This is a genomic window from Cnuella takakiae (genome assembly GCF_001953305.1).
GTDB classification, from domain to species: domain Bacteria; phylum Bacteroidota; class Bacteroidia; order Chitinophagales; family Chitinophagaceae; genus Flavisolibacter; species Flavisolibacter takakiae.
This window is the reverse complement of the sequence record NZ_MTFE01000010.1, coordinates 2,390,486-2,407,091: the sequence shown is the minus strand read 5'-3', so window position 1 is coordinate 2,407,091 and position 16,606 is coordinate 2,390,486. Positions and strand designations below refer to the sequence as shown.

Here is a 16,606-nt window from a genome sequence, read left to right as displayed (position 1 = left end):
GGATGCTTGGAATAGAGATCAGCGGAACCTTTTTAGACCTGGCGCCAGGTACATCTGCGCAGGTGGAGCGGCAGTCCCCATTCTTTGGTATGGATAGCCTTGCCGATGAACACAGCATGCCGCTCACCCTGCTTTACACTCCCAAAAATGCAAAAGCCCTGGGCCTTCCAAACCACTTCTATACCAGGAGGGAAAAACTAAAGATCCCGGGTGTAAAACTTTATGACGGGTTCAACTTCAGTTACACCGGTGAGCTGGTGATCCAGGCAGCCCAGCTGAACGTAAACGATATCACCAAGAGCACCATCACCGCTTACTTCCTCACCGGTGTTTCTTCCTTTTTCACCCGGATCAAAGGCAAGAAGCTGAAGGATCTGGAATTGGGAGGCGTCCGGACTTTTGCCTGGACAAACAACAACCCCGCCAGCAGCTTCAAAGGTTTCTGGCAGCATATCCATGAAACCCTGGCCGGTACCATGGATTATTCCTTTGGTCCCATCCGCAATGAAAAGTGGGCGGGCAATTCAGAGGAAGGCACTCCCGACTGGATGAACCGGCTCAACAATCAGGGCACCCTGGATTACAGCAACAACTTCAACACACTGGCGCCACAGGTGTCGCTCAGGTATGTATTGGATTGTGTTTTCAGTGAACAAGGCTGGCAGATGGATATTTCTGCCATGGAAGGAACCCATTGGGAAAAGCTGTTCATGCCTTCCTTTTACGGTGTGACATGGCAGAAGATTATCCAGGTCCAGCAGGAGCCCTACTTTTCTTACACTCCGCTGCCTACAATCAAGATGGATCTCCGCAACCATGTTCCACCGGAATACCCGATCGCAAACCTGATCATCGATCTGCGGAACAGGTACAACTGGGGGTTTGCCTTTGATTCCAATGCCAGGGTGTGCCGCATGTTTCCGCTCAAAGGCCTGGCTTATGGTAAAAGAAAGGATTGGACCCGGTACATGGCAGCACTTTGGGATTCTGACTTTTCCGAAGAGGTGAAGGTGTTTGCCTTCCAGAATGAAGGGGATGGCAGCGATGGACTTTCATCTGCACCCGATTTTGAAAAGGTGCAGTTTGGCCTCCCGGTGTTTTCTTATACCGAGCTAATGGGACCTGCAGAAGGCAACTTCAACCAGGTTGTTTACTGCTGGAAGGAAAACCAGTACTGGCAGTGCAGGTACAATGAGGAAGAGCAGCGGTATGAGTGGGGGCACTTTGCCGATGGTGTCCATGCATACGAACCCAAAGACTTCAATGAAACCATTACCACCGGTATCAGTACCATGCCGGTTTACCGTACCCTATGGCGCACCAATGGCGGCAACTTCTACGGGTTGTTTCCAATGTGTGAGCAGGAAGGCAACTGGGAAGGCAAGCAGGGAGAATTTGTGCCCTGGACAATGCGCCTGCTGTTTCATCGCGGATGGGTATGGGAGGCTGGCCAGGCAGGGTTCAAAGGCCAGATTAAATATCCTTGCCTCACTTCTGTTGCCAGCACTATTACCCAGGAAGAGCCGGACCTGCCCTGGAGCAATGTATATAAGCACGAATTGAATGGAAGTGACATGGGCATTGTCTCCTACTGGTTCCGGGAAAGCCTCGAGTACATGAGCAGGGGGGAAATCAGCAGCGGAGTGCTACTACTGCCAAGGCCTGAGCTGATGGAGTTCCGCTGGGATGATGTGATACTGCTCCGGAACATTCCCTTTTTGGTGGAGCAGATGACGGATGTAATACCCTACAACGGACAGGTAAAAGCAAGGTTGAAGCGGATAGGCTAATCAGCTTCCGCTTCAACCTTGATCAGGTTCCTTTCTTCCACCCGGATCGTGACACCTGGGAACTTTACCCACCACTGGTTGTGTTGCTTAACCCACCCCTGAACGATACCCAAACGGCTCTCTTCCAGGATGCGTTTATAAATGTGGTGATTACGCCAGCGGGTGGCATCATCAAACACGTTGGTATTGAGAAAGACTTCATCATTGATTTGGATAGCCATCATTCGATACAAACGTCATTTTTTGTTATCCACTCTATTGTTCCATTTTGAACTTTGATAATATTAATAGGTCCACCAACATGCATAGGATGGTATTTAGCTTCTCTATTTATTAATTCCTTCAAACCTTGGTCAATCCTTTTCCTCTTTCTCCAAAATTCTGGGCTTATCAAATCCTCTTCAATGTGATCGTAATAACCAGCAGCGTAAACACCATAATCTTCTATAATTGGCTTTACCTCAATATCAAGTTCGCCTTTCTCATTATAAACAATATTGAATGTGGATTGCACCATGCATAAAGAGTCTCCCTGAAATCCAAACGCAATAATGCTGGCTACTTCGCCTGTGTCCTTTCCAAATTGCAAATTGAAATATTCAGGGTTGCCTTCCTTTATTTTCTTCAAGGAATCCAATAACATTCTTCCAAATAAAGGTGCATGTGCATTGTACAACTCTACAGGATCAGTTAAATGGGAAAGTTGTAATGCTACTTTTTTAGATTCAAACAAATACCTACCGGCTAGGGCAAAACCTACTTTACCATTATGCCATGCTTTACAGATGTTCACTGTATCAATATGTACTTCATCACCTTTCCTTCCAATACTTACCAATTGAGTTTTGCTATCTACCGCCACATATATTGCATCTGTCGTTCTTTTTGCAATAATTGTAGTTTGACATAAAGCATGATTAAACTGGTAAAAAAAGGCAATTAGGAATACTAGATACATCTTCATAAGGATCAAATATAATTACCTGTCCTTCCATGTCCGGACACATCTTCCCATTTTCGTACAATGGAGCTAATAAAGAAATGGATGGAAGGGAAACGCAACTTTTATGTTGGTGCTGCCCTGTACAAACAATTCGGCAGCGATACCAGCCTTTTGAAGCTGCTGTCCGGAAAACCTACGCCACACCTGCAATCTATGCTGGAAGGCGCCCTGGCTGCCCTCCTGGAGCAACCTAAAATTGTTTTGCAGGATAAGCAGGTAACAAAACCTGAAGCGGAGGAAATGCCGCAAAGCAATGATGCTGTCCTGGAGGCCATGCGCAAAGAATGGCAGCCCCTTTACCAGCGAATGAACTATCTGCGCCACCAGCTGGATAAACAGGAAGGAAACGGCCCGGAGGCCACCGAAACTCGCAAAGACCTGGCATTTGAAATTCTTTCCCTCGAGCAGGAATGTATGCGGGTTTGGGAGCGGCGCGACTACTACCAAAAGCATGGTTCCCTTCCTGAAGTACAACAAAGGGAAGTACCGGTACCAACGGATCCACTGGAGCTTGGCCGCATGGTGGAAACCTTGAAAAGAAACATCCGGCGCAACAAAGCCCAGGCTCAGAAGCATCCGGATAATCCAACTTACCCAGCGCTGGCCAGGCAGTACCAGGAACAGCTGGAAAAGATCACCGACCAACTAAAATCCAATGAAGGAATTAAAAAGCAGTAGCGAAGGCCAGCGGGAAGCCATCGAGCTTTACCTGGTGAGTGAAGAGGGAACGGTCACCCTGACCGATAAGCAGCAGGAGCTGCTGCAGCGCTGGGAGTATGCCGATGAACTGATCCGGCAAAAGGAGATCCGCAAGCGGGAAGCAATTGCCAAGCTGATCATGTTCAAGTTCAAGGTGAGCCGGACTACGGCTTACCAGGACATTGTGAATGCAGAACACGTCTTTGCTTCCTCTACTCCCCTTAACAAGCGGTACAAGGTCCAAACCCGCATTGAGTTCCTGGAAGAAAAGATTGATGAACTGTACGGTAAGGTTGAACCCTCCACAGTTGGCGAAGACATGGATGTGATCGATGCCGCCATGCAGCGCAAAAACAACGAAGAGTACATCAACCAGGCGGTGGCATTGGAAAAGGTGCTGCAGAAGTACTATGACATCTATCCCGATATCAGGCCGGCACGTTCTCCCAAAAAGATCGTATTCAATGTTTTTGGTGGCCAGGTACCCGAATCAGTAAAGGATGCCGGCAAAGATGCCATGGCAAAAGCAAAGCAGATTATAGAACTCAAAAGGAAGGAAGATGGAAGCTTCGGCGCATGATCCCAATGTTAAAGAGGCGAACCTTAATCTTAGCCAGGCGCTTATTCATATTATAAATGCCAACGTGTGTTACAACACATGGCCCCGTGCCGGTGGCAAAACCTCCGGAGGCATTGGTCCCCGCATACTTCACCTGTCCGAGACTATGCCCCGCTCCCAGATCGGATTGATCTGCGACACCTTCGAGCGGATCGACAAAAGCCTGTTGCCTGGCCTTAAAGCTTATTGGGGTGAAGAGCTGGGGCTGCTGGAAGACATCGACTACGTGGTAGGCAAGCGGCCGCCTGATCACTGGACCAAACCCCTGTTTGTTCCAAAGGACTGGGGACGGGTTGTTGCTTTTCAAACCGGCTTTATTGTTTGCCAGATATCGCTGGCGGTGAATGGCTCCGCAAACGGCTTCAACCTGCAGGCAGTAATTGGTGATGAAGTGAAATACTGGGATGAAGCCAAGTTCAAAAGCGAAGTAAAGCCAGCCATCCGCGGTGGCCGCAAGCACTTTGGGCACCTGCCAGAGTTCCAAAGCCAATGGTTCTTTTCTGACAAGTACCCCAGCAAGGGTGCTGACATCAGCTGGGTATTGAAGAAGAAAGCGGATGTTGATTGGGATGCGGTTCAAACTGTGTTCGACCTGCAGTTGTATGCAATCTCCCTGCAACAGCAAGCGGAGGCTTGCGAAAGTGAAAGCACCAGGTACCGGTATGAAAAGGAACTGGAAGAAATAGAAGCCTTGCTCCGCGAACTCAGAAAAGACCTGGTGTATTACCGGGATGCACAGCCATATGAGAACCAGGAAGCGCTGGGTGATAAGTTCTTCCGTGACCTGAAGCGGGATTTGAGCGAGTTTGAATACGATGTTGCAGTTAAGAACATGGATCCGGACAAGGCCATCGTGCCCTATTACCCGGATTTCACTCAAGAACACCTGTACAACTTCCCTTATGATGTGAACCCCAACAAAGGGCTGATTATTTCATTGGATTACCAGCACTCCATTACCCCGGTTGTGACGGCTCAATTCGACCAGCTGCCCGGATCACCATGGACTACCCTCAACTTTGTGCAGTCGCTCCACTCAATACCAGGCGATTTGAACCGGGCAATGGAAATGTGGTGCGAAGCCTTTGCAGATCACCAGGAAAAGCTGGTGTATTACATATATGACCACACAGCAATTGCACGGAGCCCTTATGGCAGCACGTACAAGGATATGGTATGCGCTTACCTGGCTGCCAGAGATTGGGCAGTTGTGGAAGTTTTCACCGGAGATGCTCCGGATCATGGCGTGAAGTATGAAGCAATCAGGAAGTGGCTCCGCTGCCAGGCAGATAAGGCCATTCGAATGAACGAAGCCCGAAACACCTTCCTGAAAAAGTCAATCGAAAAAACGGATGCCGAACTGGTGAATGGGAAAACCAAGAAAGACAAGAGGTCCGAGCGGAGCAAGCGCATACCTCCGGAAGAGGCGACCCACTACCCGGACACGTTTGATATGATAGTCTGGGGAGCACTGGAGCTGGAGCTGGTACCTATGTACGATACGGGTGGAATTGACCTGTTGGCCCGGTAAAAAGGTGAAAAATCTAGTACAGGACTTTTCCAGTCCGATGCAGTACTGTAGCGGGTTTGACTTGAAAAAAAAGTTCAAAAAATCCGGAATTGGGAAGAAAACCACGGCGGGCCCTATCCGTTCGGCGGCCGGACAATGCAAGTTTATAGAAATATGATGCGCCCCATATCGCTTTAGAATAGCCCATATAGAGCGCCAAGCACGAGCCATGCGGTGGCCGGACACCTTAATTTTTAGAGACGTATAAAGAGGTTAAGTATTAGAACATCCTTAATAAAAACAAATGCAAATGAAAGTCAAAGGAATGCATCTCCTAGTTTGTGGTATCTTATTCATCGTGACTTCATGTTCGCGGCAAAATCCACCCAAGATGAAGTACAAATTATATGTTAGTCCACATGGATATGGCATTCTTTATCCTTACAATTTAGACTCATTTAGACTTGAACCTATGCATGATATCCTCGAAAACTAACTTGCTTTCAGCTGAAAAAAAATGACTTTGATAAAAACCTTTAAAATAATTGTCTGCAAACTGACTTAAGGTTGATGGAGAACTAATAGGTTTATTTTCCATCCAAATAATTTTATTATCTGGAAATATTTTAGCAATCAAGAAAGGGCCACCTATTAGGTGCTGCTGATTATTTTTAATTGCATAATCTGATATAAGTTTCTTTGCATAGAATATATTTTGTTCACAAGTGTTTTCAGGGTTAACCAATCCGGTTTTCAAAACCTGATCAGATGATGAGAGTACAGCATAAGGACCCGACTGAAACCTTCCATTAAAATAAATACCACTATACGGTATTCCATCAAAATATTTGGCTAAATAAATAACATTGGAAAAGATTACAGGTGCTTCGGCAGGAAATTTTCTTTCAATATATTCTTTAAAATGTTGAAAGGTCTTATCTAAACTACGTTTTGGAGTATACTTCTCCTTTTTGTATGCATCGATAAAGAATTTCACAAACGTTGTATTTACCATGCCTGCGCCTGTAAAAGACAGTACAAAATCATGAATGATAAAGACCTTCTGAGTCGGATCAAAATATCCTAATCCTTTTTCGGTCCCAGGGTAATCATAACTAAGCCTTGTATCAGAAACCACAGCAATTCCATCTTGTGAAGGCAGAACGAAAGTAAAGGAACCCTTGAATGTACCTTGAGAAAAACAATTGATTGACATCAACAAAAAAATTGGAAATGAAAAAAAATTTGGAAACATGATAAAGAAAATAACTAGGTTAAAGATTCATAGTTGACAAGCTGTTTTTTTCATCTCGAACTATCAAGTCTCTTTCTAAGTTTTTCAATTAAAGGTAGAATACTAGTTGACTTTGCAGCCTTGGCTAGTGGAACTGGAGAAAAATAAGGTATTGGATTTCTATTATTATCGTATATGTAACCCACAGTCATGCTTGACAATATGCCGATTAATTTATGTCCTTTAAAGATTGGTCCACCACTACAACCGGGCAGACTACTCATATTTAAGACCATTAGAGGCTGATTCTTCCCAATATTAGAAACAACCCCATTTATATAATATAATTCTGCAACCATTGAACCTTTTGGGAAAATACTAGAAACATTCTTCCCAGAAAATGTTGCAACAATTGACTGGGTTGGAAATCCCAATCCGAAAACTTCCTCACCAATTTTGATATCTAGTGTTGCATCGATCATCTCAACCGGTAAAGGCTTATGGCCATGTTTTTCTAAATAATTGGCAAATTCACTATGGTTCTTAACAAAATTAGATGCACTATCAACCCTTTCTTTTTCATCTAAACCTATCACCGCTAAATCAGTATCTAAATCTGAAAACTCCCAAGCGCCCTTTCTGCCCTCTGCAATGCCAAATTGCAAATGCACTTCCCTATCAATTGAATCACCTATACTTGGCACTCGAATAAATCTTGGAAATGGTGCACCTGAATACATTGGATCGCTTCCATCATATCTAAAAACATGAAGTGCAGAAATTAAGTACCTTTTAGATTGGTAAATAACAAAAACGGAAGAAGCAAGAGTCCTTTTAGTTTCAGACATTATTTTCTTTATTGCCTTATCCAAAGAATCCTTTATAATTTTTCCATTTAAGTTTTCTTGAAGCACAACTTGCTTTCTTGATTCTATATCATCATCTACGAATTCCCTTACAGTCTCTAACCCAACAACAGATTTTGCAAGTTCCGATGGTGTATATGGTTGTTTCTTTTGGGCAAATAGTAAAAACGGGCAGGCTATCATCAATGCAAAAAAAATTTGCTTCATATTTAGTTAGTAGGTGTTGATTTTATTTGCTTGTACAATTCTTCCATTTCCATTCTTATAATAATGGACATGTGCATGGAATTTTCAAATTGCAATTCGCACCAGTGTGATAATGAGGAATCTTTTGAGGTTGGACTTACTTGCCGGACACTTCTCACGTAAGCCATATTGACTAAGATTTCCTGCCCTTTGGCTGTAGTAACGGAGATAAAGGATGTATTCATAAGCAGTTAGGGGTTACCCTTTAAGTTTGGTATTATAGCTTGGCTTTGTACTCTTTATACTACATGGGTGTAGTACAATTACGGGCTTATTATGAAGACCACAACGAATTGCAGCCGCTGCAATCAATTGATCAAGTGCCCCCTAAAGTCTTACTCTTCGAACCTGAAGCCCCTTTTTTGCCCAAGGACAACACCTCAACGGAAGGATCGTACTTTTCTTTACCTGAGTGAAGAAGCCCTGAAAAGGCTTGAGCCAATATTTCGAAACTAGTTTGGAGTGCTTCCAACTCAGTTCTTTTCAATTTTATAATCACATCTTCATCCCGCTCCTGGCGGGATGTTTCATCTGAACCTTTGTCCTTATCAAGAATCCACATTTGACCTACTCCTGCAATTAACCAGTTCAAGGAAACTTTATAAGTTGACGATATGTCCACAGCCTTTTCCATTGTGAGGCCTCTTTCACCATTTATCACTTTTGACAACTGGCTTTGATCCATCCTTATAGCCAACGCAAATGGTCTTTGCCTTATGCCTAATACGGAAAGCAGTTCCTGTATTCGTCCACCAATGCTTTTATCAATTTGATTTTCAGACAAAAGAATAGTCGTTTAAAATAAATATGAATAATGTTCCTCTAAATGTAAAAATTGAGGACTATTGTTCCTTAACTTCGTATCAACAAACAATCAACATAACACAAACAAAGAATCAACATGACACGAGTGAGGCAAAATAAGCCAAAAACCCAACTGGACAAAGTAAACAATGCCTTTATAGCAATAAGCAGTGACGTTACTGCTGAAGACAAAAAGGCTGCACAACTTGAATTAACTGTTTCCAGGTACACTGTAAACAGTTACCTGAAGGGTGAGGCAAAGGATATTGAACTAGCAATGAACTTGCTGAAGTTTTTCAAGAAAAGGATTGCTGCTCGTGATAAAGAACTCACGAAGGCGATGGCGTAAAGAAAGCATCCCGCATCTACTCCCCCACCTAATAGCTTGTTAAAGGGTCTTTTCCTCACCCCTGCTTTAACAACATCTAAATACTACATCATGTCGGATCAATCAATGTACCTGGCCACTGGCCTTGCTGTTCTATGCATGCTCATAACTTTCTGGTTATGGATTTCTGCAGAGCGTGAACTACACCGCTTCATCAAGGACTTTCATGGCGTTCCCCGCGCCAGCAGATACAAGTACAAAACCTCCAGGCTCAGGCGCCTTGCTCAATCCCTATTTGGCTTACCCCGCAACTACCAGCCATGACCTGGGTGATTGCCACGGTGAGTGATGGACATACAGTGTACATCTTTCACCTGCAGCTGACGATGATTGGAGGCCTCCACTATATCCCTATCTACACCAAGAGCCAGGAGGAAGCCTTCACATTTTACAGCCATGGCGAAGCCCAACAAATGATTTCTAAACTCCGCAACCCATTGGAACGCCGGTACCATCCGGAACCATTACTCTAATCACTTCCTCAATTCAAAACATAACGATATGCACCTGACAACTTGTGAGATAGATCAACTCACCGCCATCAACGACCGCATGAAAGTGCTTCATGTCCAGATTGCTCACATCAAACGAATTATGACCTGGCTGGTGCAGGACGATTGCACTGTGGCGGTAGTTATGGAAATCCATAACAACACAATCTGCACAGAAAACAATGCAGCTGCAATAGCAAGCCAGCGCCTTGCCGCTTCACTCAAGGCAGATGCAAAGCCATGCCGCCGTAAACTCCAACACCTCTTTGGCGAATCAGCTGGCCTCCGCTTCATGTCTATGATCCTTACCGAAAAGGAAATGGAGTTGGAAGACTGTCGAATTGAAAGCGAAGCACTGCTACGGCGGGCCACATTACCTACCAAACAAACGGTTAGCCATGCGGTTTAATGATTATGATCTCCCGGTGCTGGAGGTGCTGGACATTGGCCCTTTACAAGAGGAACAGCACCCTGATGAAGTCGAAGCCTTGGGATATGGCGCTGCCCGGTACTATTACTGGCTACGCCTTAAAACAGGAACCTACAAGATCATCAGTCCCTGGTTCCTCCGGATTAACCGCGAAGGCCGACGTGCAATGCAACAATGGCGGGACCAATACTGGGACGCCCGGCGCCACTGGGTCTTCGCGCTTCATTAACCACTTTCAAATCGATAACGATGCCTTACCTAATAAACGACTCCATTTCGCTTTTCCTGAACAATAGCAGGGAAGAAATAATAAAAGAAATCGCAGCCGAATCACCGTACACTGATGCTATCATTTTTAGTGGTGACTTGATGGAAAAGCTGCGCAACTACTATTCTGGCTTGGATGGCTATGAACTTCTGCTTTTGTTCAATGACAACAGGAACAGCCTCATGATTGGTAAAGGCACTACGCTGAAGGACAATGATTGTTCCTTCCTGGTGCGGAGTAAAATGGTTGCCCTTGCTCAACTCATCATTGACAAGATGAATCAACCAGGCTTTGCCAATAAGACCATTCCAAACTTCCAGGGTGCTTCATCCATTAACCAAGAGTAGTATGAAAGGATCTGATACAATAGAGAACAAATACTTCGAAGAGCGGATGGCACAGCTGGGCATAACCGACCAGTGGAACACCATTGCCATCCAACAAACTGATATCAAGAATGCTCAAAAAACCATTCTGGTACCTGAGCGCATTTTCCGCCCCCACGAAAAAGGGATCGAAATAATGGTGTATGACCTGGAACGCCTGTTCATATCCTACACCCCAGAAAATGCCCGGTGGAAAAAGAAGTGGAGCATTATTCGCCTGGAGAACCCCATCACCAAGGAAGATGGATCTGTAATGAAGTACCAGATGCCCAAAGGCGCTGGATCCTTTCCCTTCTTTCCTCCTGGGCTGGTAGATAAGTTTGAGAAAAAGGAAAAGATTGAAAGTTTGTTCTTGACAGAGGGATTTTTCAAAGCTTTCAAGGGTTACATGCATGGGATGGATATTGTAGGCCTTCCGTCCATCACCCACCTGATGGAGAAAACAAAAGGATCCCTTCACCCTGATGTTTTACGGCTCATCAATACATGCAATGTGTCGCGGGTGGTTTGGCTTACTGATGGCGATTGCCTTGACATAAGCGGTAGCCTGAAGCAAAGCGATGGAAAACTAAAAGACCTGTACCGGCGCCCTGCCAACTTCTTTAACTCCATCCAGAAGTTCAAGCAGCTGCTCGATGACTATGATGTCGACAAGTACTTCATGCACATTGATACCGAAAACATTGAAGGCAAACCCAAAGGCCTCGATGATCTGCTAATTGCTTTTCCCAACCGCACTGCAGAAATAGTGGCTGATCTCACCAGTGTAAGCAAAGCCAGCCAGTATGCGCAGCGGTTCAACATTACAGCTGGAGGCATCACCAAGGTGCGCAACTACTTTCACCTGGGTGATGTCACCGACTTTTACCTTTTCCACTCTGATCGCAGAAAGGATCTGAAAGACACGGAGTTTGTTTGGAATGGTACCCAGTATAAGTTCGACGAAAAAGAAAACCGCTGCATTGTGGTGGTACCTGGTGACAGCAAAAATTACTTCCGGGTTGGTGACTACTACTACAAGTATGTGATGATCCCCAACCAGCATAAAAAGCTGGAGCGCATTTTCGTGGAGCGGAAGAAGACTACCATCATGGATGATCACAATAAGAACTTCATCCAGCACATTCCCAAATACGAGATCTTCTGCAACGTTCCCGAACACGTAAACTACCAGCAGACGGTAAACAACTGCTTCAATGTTTACAGCCCCCTGGACTTTTTCCCAGATGAAGAGGAGTGCACTGCTGAAGATTGCCCAACTATCATTGCCTTTGTTGATCACATTTTCGGCCACTCCAAATGCAAAGCCATTATTGAAGGGCAGCAATTTGAAACTACCATGTTCGAAATGGGTCTGGACTACCTGCAGCTGCTCTATCAACAACCCGCTGAAAAGCTTCCTATTCTTTGCCTGGTAAGTAAAGAGAACAATACCGGTAAATCCACCCTGGGCAACTTCCTGAGGCTGATGCTGGGCGCCAATGTAGCCATTGTGGGCAATCAGGATCTAGCCGGCGACTTCAACAGCCACTGGGCAACCAAATGTGTAGTAGTACTGGACGAGGCCAAAATTGATAAGCAGCATGTGGTAGAAAAGGTAAAGATGCTTTCCACTGCTAAAAAGATCATGATCAACAGTAAGGGTAAAGCACACGCCGAAATCGACTGCTTTATCAAGTTTGTAATGATCACCAACAACGAAGACAACTTCATCACGGTTGGCGAAGAGGATATCCGGTTTTGGGTGCTCAAAATCCCAAAGCTCAAAACCGATCGCCCAAACATCATGGACGACTTTATTGAGGAGTTGCCAGCCTTCCTCTCCTTCCTAAGTCACCGCAAGCTGGCAACCTCCAAGCAAGGCCGAATGTGGTTCCATCCTAGGCTCATAGAAACGGAAGCATTGAACAAGGTTCGGGAAGGTAGCAGGTACAACCAAGAGAAAGAGCTGCGCCTGTTCCTCAAAGATGTTTTCCTGGATTTTGGAATTGACAAGTTGTATATGACCCGCCAGGATATTCAAAAGGAATGCTTCAAAGGCCGACTTGATGCCAACTACCTGGAGAAACTGTTGAAGCAACACCTGAAGGCTGAACAGTTTTGGAGGCCTGATCCTACCAACCTGGTAGATGGGGAGCCAGGTAAAAAGTATGTCACCTGCCGCTACAATTACCCCCGTTGGGAGGAATCAATTGACCATGTGACTCTTAAAAAGACAGTTAAGCGGGTGGAGGTTTCTGGGGTAGGTCGGCCTTATGTATTCAAAAGGGAAGATTACCTATCTGAAGACGAACTCCGGATGAATGATCTCGATGTCGAAGCGGTTTTCCAATCAGCCATGGCCACGGCGCCAAAACCAGTAGGTAACAGTGATGATCAACCTGATGATGTGCCTTTTTAAACTCATCCGTTCCGCCTGATTTGCGACCAGCTTCAAATTATAATCAATTTCTACTTTTTACTGTTACACTGTTACAAATAGTAAATAATACCCTACAAAAAGGGGCTAACTATATGAAAATGAATACACATTATTTTGTAACAGTATATGACAAAAACGGCTTTACTGTTACATGCTGTTACAGGGTTTGTTACATAAATGTTTGAACATGGATGTAACAGTAAAAAATCTGTTACATCCCCCAGTTACACTGTTACAGAATGAAAATCAAAGAGTTGCAGACCTTGTAACAGATGTAACAGCAATAATCAACTTGGACAAAAAGTCTGAAATATTTAAAAGCTCCCCAAATGCCAATCGATTACAAGAATTATCACCCAAAGTGGTCACTCATTAGCCGCATGATTCGGGTGTACAGGGCTCATAACAGGTGCGAATGGTGCGGTGCCAGGAACGGCCATCCGCACCCTGGTACCGGTAGCAGGGTGATCCTGACAGTGGCCCATATCGATAGGAACCGGGAGAATAACCGCTTTTGGAATCTGGCTGCCCTCTGCCAGCGCTGCCACCTTAACCATGACCGGGCGGTGCACATAGCCAACCGGAAGTATGGAAGTGAAACAAAGTACCAAAACGGTATGCTCTTCCAGACTGATGCCGAAGAACTCAAACAACTCACCCACACTATATGTCAAGAAAAAACAAACCCCGACAACAGTACGAGGCTGACCGAATGCTCACCCAGGCACGTGCCGCCATTGCCGGAGCTGCCCTGGTTGGAGTGCTTACCGGATCCATTGGCCTCACCTTCTTTGATAACCATTCAAAGGACCAGCGTAGACCCAGGCACCATAGAGCCACCCCCTCCAGAGTGATCCGCCGAGGCAAGGATGGTGAATGGTACTTCGAAATGGCTGCCTTCACTGAAGAAGATTGATACAAAAAGCCTGGCTGCGTCAACAGCCAGGCCAATCAAAAATCCAAAAAAGCACTACAAAGATGGTAATAGGATTCAAACAACAATTTGTGCCTTATATCCTTTCCGGAATAAAGATCCACACGATCCGCACCGATCCTCACAACCGGTGGCGCCAGGGGATGAAGATGCACATGGCAACCGGTGTACGGACCCGGGATTATGAGCAGTTCAACCTTGAAGTTGTACGGAGCATTCAGAAGGTGGAAATCAGGCACTATCCAAAGGGAAAGAAGATTGTAGCCATTGACGAAGACCCCATTAAAACACTGGTGATGCTCAAGCAGCTGGTGCACAATGATGGCTTTCTCACCACCAGCGACTTCTTTGCCTGGTTCAATTGCAACTACAAAGGGAAAATTCTACACTGGACCCCTTTCCAATACCAGCCTAACCAGGTATATCAACAGGCTTCACTTTTCAACCTGCAATCATGATTACCCTGCAATTGTGGATAGACGGAAAGCTGCATGCCGAACGGAAGCGCAAGGAACCTCCAAGGCCTTCCACAATTGCAGCAGTATCGCAAAGCCTGTACACAGCATATAAGTACTCCATTGGGTACAAACCCTGGGAAATAGTACTGGTGCTTCAAAGCAAGATGAATGGCAACATCAACCAATTTGCCTCAGAAATCAAAACTCCTAATCAACTCAAATCAGCAGCATGAAAAATTGGAATAGTCGTGACCACCGGTCAGTGGATAGAAATCTGCACAATACAGATAAGCGTTTTAGGCTTGCCCACAGGCACCCACCTAGCCAAAGAAGATCACGCACCATCGTTAGGGGAATCATGTGGCGTGTTAAAACGGATAATGAAACCAAAAGAATGATCATGAACGGCGAACTGCCCTTTTAGCCTTTAAAAAGCAACAGCATCAACTCAAATCACATTCCATTGAAAGCAAAGCAGAAAATATCACCCCTTCACCTGGTACCGGCACAAGAGCCGGCACCGGTGAAGGCTTTGCTTTCCCCTACGGAAAAACTCCTCGTAGATTTGATTGCCAACATTATTGTCGATTCCACCATCCAACAGCATGCAGAAAAAAGCAATATCATACCTACGGTTCAGTCATGAAGGGCAATCCAATTCATCCATCGAACGGCAAGAGCTTATTACAAGCCAATGGGCTGAAAGGATGAATGTGGAGATAACTGATACTTTCGCAGATGCTGGACATTCTGCAAAAACCTTTGACCGACCTGACTTTCAAAAGCTTCAGGATTTCATCAAGCAGCATCACCGATCGGTTGATTACTTAATTGTTGACCAGATGGACCGTTTCAGCCGCGATGCCGGTGAAGCGTTGTCCATGATCAAAAAACTTCAGTCTAAATACAGCATACAGGTGGTATCAGCAACTGAGGGTATCACTTTCGATTACCACACACCTGGTTCCTTTTTTCGGGCTGGCCTCCAATTTTTACTGGCTGAAGAGGACAATATTAATAGGGCGTCAAAAATAAATGCGGGTATCTACACGGCTAAAGCAAAAGAAGGAAGGTATATATATGGGCATGCACCATTTGGCTACAAGTTCGAAGGGCAAGGTAAAAGCCGCCATTTAGTAATAAATGAAGAACAGGCAAAGGTTGTTACATACATCTTCAATGCTTACCTAACCAATACCCCGGACTACATCATAAGGGAAAGAGCCGCCCATATGGGACTAAAGCACAAGGGGAATAGTGTGGTAAAAGATTTCCTTACCAACCCCATTTATGCTGGTCACCAAGTTGTGAAGCCATACAAGGATCTTCCTGGTGGTATTTTCCCAGCGCTGCACAAAGGGATTGTTGATATGGAGACCTGGTCAATGATTCAGCAAAGGTTGAAGGGAGGTGGGATGGAAAGAGTGATCATTGATGACAACCTTCCCCTCAGGGGAGTGTTGAAATGCCATTGTCAAAAACCATTGACTGGAGCACCTTCCCGTGGTCGGCATGGCAAGTACTACCTGTATTATAAATGCCGCCACAAAGGACACAACAACATAAGTGCTACCAAGGCACATGAGCAGCTTCATGAAATTCTGAAGTACATGAGCCTCCCACAGCGATTGGTTGCTGCTATTAAGGACCAAAGCGAAAAGATGTTACAAGAACGGATGAAGGATAACCGCGCTAATCTTTCCAGGTCAAAACGTGATATGGAAGAATTGGAGCAGCAACTTTATTCAGTTGAAGAAAAGTATATCAAAAACCAAATGGCAGCGGAAACCTACCACCGCTGGTTGAAAGACCTTACCAGACGCCGTGTTGAGGTTAAGTCCCGAATAGAGCGGTTCAGTAAGAATGGGGATAGTACCTGGAAATTGCTTTCTGATCACCTCTCAAAGCTTACTGACCTACAATACGTTTATAACCAAGCTGATACCCTCAAGAAACAGGAATTGATCCGATTGGGGTTCGATAACGAGTTGTACTATGAAGACAAGACCTATCGAACCCCTTTTGTGTTACCGATATTTGAACATAACTTGTTGACAC

19 protein-coding genes are annotated in these 16,606 nt (G+C 45.1%); 14 read left to right on the top strand and 5 right to left on the bottom strand.

The genetic code is table 11. From position 1 onward, the window contains the following. Positions 1-2 precede the first annotated feature (2 nt). Positions 3-1,790, top strand: coding sequence for a hypothetical protein (locus BUE76_RS10585; RefSeq protein ID WP_073045956.1), 1,788 nt, complete (start codon positions 3-5; stop codon positions 1,788-1,790). On the opposite strand, the gene BUE76_RS10580 is transcribed toward BUE76_RS10585, so the two are convergent. Both BUE76_RS10580 and BUE76_RS10575 read right to left on the bottom strand, forming a co-directional pair. Further along, positions 1,787-2,014, bottom strand: a complete 228-nt coding sequence (locus BUE76_RS10580) for a hypothetical protein (protein ID WP_073045953.1) — start codon at positions 2,012-2,014, stop codon at positions 1,787-1,789. The two genes, BUE76_RS10585 and BUE76_RS10580, sit on opposite strands and share 4 nt — an antisense overlap. Further along, positions 2,011-2,754, bottom strand: a complete 744-nt coding sequence (locus tag BUE76_RS10575; protein WP_143157399.1) for a hypothetical protein — start codon at positions 2,752-2,754, stop codon at positions 2,011-2,013. The genes BUE76_RS10580 and BUE76_RS10575 overlap by 4 nt, the downstream gene beginning before the upstream one ends. 60 nt (positions 2,755-2,814) lie before the next feature. Here BUE76_RS10575 and BUE76_RS10570 point away from each other — a divergent pair, with 60 nt between their 5' ends. From BUE76_RS10570 to BUE76_RS10560, 3 genes are read left to right on the top strand one after another with little or no spacing between them, the layout of a single operon-like run. Beyond that, positions 2,815-3,471 carry a hypothetical protein gene (locus tag BUE76_RS10570; protein WP_143157398.1) on the top strand — a complete coding sequence of 219 codons (657 nt, stop codon included), beginning with the start codon at positions 2,815-2,817 and terminating at the stop codon, positions 3,469-3,471. Next, positions 3,449-4,072 (top strand): hypothetical protein, encoded by a 624-nt coding sequence (locus tag BUE76_RS10565; RefSeq protein WP_073045945.1) that lies wholly within the window; start codon positions 3,449-3,451, stop codon positions 4,070-4,072. Before BUE76_RS10570 ends, BUE76_RS10565 begins: the two co-directional genes overlap by 23 nt. Further along, positions 4,053-5,642 carry a hypothetical protein gene (locus BUE76_RS10560; RefSeq protein WP_073045944.1) on the top strand — a complete coding sequence of 530 codons (1,590 nt, stop codon included), beginning with the start codon at positions 4,053-4,055 and terminating at the stop codon, positions 5,640-5,642. The genes BUE76_RS10565 and BUE76_RS10560 overlap by 20 nt, the downstream gene beginning before the upstream one ends. A 433-nt stretch (positions 5,643-6,075) precedes the next feature. Here the strand turns inward: BUE76_RS10560 and BUE76_RS10555 are convergent, their stop codons facing one another. The 3 genes from BUE76_RS10555 to BUE76_RS10540 all read right to left on the bottom strand — a co-directional run bounded on the left by BUE76_RS10555 (position 6,076) and on the right by BUE76_RS10540 (position 8,751). Then, positions 6,076-6,837: a hypothetical protein gene (locus BUE76_RS10555; protein ID WP_073045941.1), complete on the bottom strand. Its 762-nt coding sequence runs from the start codon at positions 6,835-6,837 to the stop codon at positions 6,076-6,078. A gap of 89 nt (positions 6,838-6,926) precedes the next feature. Beyond that, on the bottom strand, positions 6,927-7,928 hold the full coding sequence (locus tag BUE76_RS10550) for a serine protease (RefSeq protein ID WP_073045939.1): 1,002 nt from the start codon (positions 7,926-7,928) through the stop codon (positions 6,927-6,929). A 355-nt stretch (positions 7,929-8,283) separates the two neighbouring features. Continuing rightward, positions 8,284-8,751 carry a helix-turn-helix domain-containing protein gene (locus tag BUE76_RS10540; protein ID WP_073045935.1) on the bottom strand — a complete coding sequence of 156 codons (468 nt, stop codon included), beginning with the start codon at positions 8,749-8,751 and terminating at the stop codon, positions 8,284-8,286. 126 nt (positions 8,752-8,877) lie between these two features. On the opposite strand from BUE76_RS10540, the gene BUE76_RS10535 reads away from it, so the two are divergent. The 10 genes from BUE76_RS10535 to BUE76_RS23975 form a co-directional block, all read left to right on the top strand. Then, positions 8,878-9,120 (top strand): hypothetical protein, encoded by a 243-nt coding sequence (locus BUE76_RS10535; RefSeq protein WP_143157397.1) that lies wholly within the window; start codon positions 8,878-8,880, stop codon positions 9,118-9,120. Between the two features lie 299 nt (positions 9,121-9,419). Next, positions 9,420-9,632 carry a hypothetical protein gene (locus tag BUE76_RS10525; RefSeq protein ID WP_073045927.1) on the top strand — a complete coding sequence of 71 codons (213 nt, stop codon included), beginning with the start codon at positions 9,420-9,422 and terminating at the stop codon, positions 9,630-9,632. A gap of 28 nt (positions 9,633-9,660) precedes the next feature. Next, the gene (locus BUE76_RS10520) at positions 9,661-10,059 is read left to right on the top strand and encodes a hypothetical protein (protein ID WP_073045925.1); all 399 of its coding nucleotides are present in this window, start codon (positions 9,661-9,663) and stop codon (positions 10,057-10,059) included. Continuing rightward, the gene (locus tag BUE76_RS10515) at positions 10,049-10,309 is read left to right on the top strand and encodes a hypothetical protein (RefSeq protein ID WP_073045922.1); all 261 of its coding nucleotides are present in this window, start codon (positions 10,049-10,051) and stop codon (positions 10,307-10,309) included. The genes BUE76_RS10520 and BUE76_RS10515 overlap by 11 nt, the downstream gene beginning before the upstream one ends. 20 nt (positions 10,310-10,329) lie before the next feature. After that, positions 10,330-10,695, top strand: a complete 366-nt coding sequence (locus BUE76_RS10510; protein WP_073045919.1) for a hypothetical protein — start codon at positions 10,330-10,332, stop codon at positions 10,693-10,695. 1 nt (position 10,696) lies between these two features. Next, a complete protein-coding gene (locus tag BUE76_RS10505) occupies positions 10,697-13,135 on the top strand; it encodes a primase-helicase family protein (protein ID WP_073045916.1) in 2,439 nt (812 codons plus the stop codon). Positions 13,136-13,823: 688 nt separating this feature from the next. Then, entirely contained in the window at positions 13,824-14,072 is a 249-nt protein-coding gene (locus tag BUE76_RS24475; RefSeq protein WP_158069951.1) for a hypothetical protein, read from the top strand. Positions 14,073-14,134: 62 nt separating this feature from the next. Further along, positions 14,135-14,548 (top strand): hypothetical protein, encoded by a 414-nt coding sequence (locus BUE76_RS10490; protein WP_073045909.1) that lies wholly within the window; start codon positions 14,135-14,137, stop codon positions 14,546-14,548. Continuing rightward, complete coding sequence (locus tag BUE76_RS10485; protein ID WP_073045906.1) at positions 14,545-14,781, top strand: hypothetical protein; 237 nt, start codon at positions 14,545-14,547, stop codon at positions 14,779-14,781. The genes BUE76_RS10490 and BUE76_RS10485 overlap by 4 nt, the downstream gene beginning before the upstream one ends. A gap of 372 nt (positions 14,782-15,153) precedes the next feature. Then, positions 15,154-16,606 (top strand): recombinase family protein (locus BUE76_RS23975; protein WP_216820656.1); only part of this gene is annotated, 1,453 nt, incomplete at its 3' end.

Excerpts from the sequence above, each read along its gene's own strand:
- BUE76_RS10570 (WP_143157398.1), top strand. The coding sequence starts at position 2,815 with ATGGAGCTAATAAAGAAATGGATGGAAGGGAAACGCAACTTTTATGTT.
- BUE76_RS10580 (WP_073045953.1), bottom strand. The coding sequence starts at position 2,014 with ATGATGGCTATCCAAATCAATGATGAAGTCTTTCTCAATACCAACGTG.
- BUE76_RS10565 (WP_073045945.1), top strand. The coding sequence starts at position 3,449 with ATGAAGGAATTAAAAAGCAGTAGCGAAGGCCAGCGGGAAGCCATCGAG.
- BUE76_RS10520 (WP_073045925.1), top strand. The coding sequence starts at position 9,661 with ATGCACCTGACAACTTGTGAGATAGATCAACTCACCGCCATCAACGAC.
- BUE76_RS10585 (WP_073045956.1), top strand. The coding sequence starts at position 3 with ATGCTTGGAATAGAGATCAGCGGAACCTTTTTAGACCTGGCGCCAGGT.
- BUE76_RS10575 (WP_143157399.1), bottom strand. The coding sequence starts at position 2,754 with ATGAAGATGTATCTAGTATTCCTAATTGCCTTTTTTTACCAGTTTAAT.
- BUE76_RS10555 (WP_073045941.1), bottom strand. The coding sequence starts at position 6,837 with ATGTCAATCAATTGTTTTTCTCAAGGTACATTCAAGGGTTCCTTTACT.
- BUE76_RS10515 (WP_073045922.1), top strand. The coding sequence starts at position 10,049 with ATGCGGTTTAATGATTATGATCTCCCGGTGCTGGAGGTGCTGGACATT.
- BUE76_RS10560 (WP_073045944.1), top strand. The coding sequence starts at position 4,053 with ATGGAAGCTTCGGCGCATGATCCCAATGTTAAAGAGGCGAACCTTAAT.
- BUE76_RS10505 (WP_073045916.1), top strand. The coding sequence starts at position 10,697 with ATGAAAGGATCTGATACAATAGAGAACAAATACTTCGAAGAGCGGATG.
- BUE76_RS10485 (WP_073045906.1), top strand. The coding sequence starts at position 14,545 with ATGATTACCCTGCAATTGTGGATAGACGGAAAGCTGCATGCCGAACGG.
- BUE76_RS10550 (WP_073045939.1), bottom strand. The coding sequence starts at position 7,928 with ATGAAGCAAATTTTTTTTGCATTGATGATAGCCTGCCCGTTTTTACTA.
- BUE76_RS10510 (WP_073045919.1), top strand. The coding sequence starts at position 10,330 with ATGCCTTACCTAATAAACGACTCCATTTCGCTTTTCCTGAACAATAGC.
- BUE76_RS10525 (WP_073045927.1), top strand. The coding sequence starts at position 9,420 with ATGACCTGGGTGATTGCCACGGTGAGTGATGGACATACAGTGTACATC.
- BUE76_RS24475 (WP_158069951.1), top strand. The coding sequence starts at position 13,824 with ATGTCAAGAAAAAACAAACCCCGACAACAGTACGAGGCTGACCGAATG.
- BUE76_RS10490 (WP_073045909.1), top strand. The coding sequence starts at position 14,135 with ATGGTAATAGGATTCAAACAACAATTTGTGCCTTATATCCTTTCCGGA.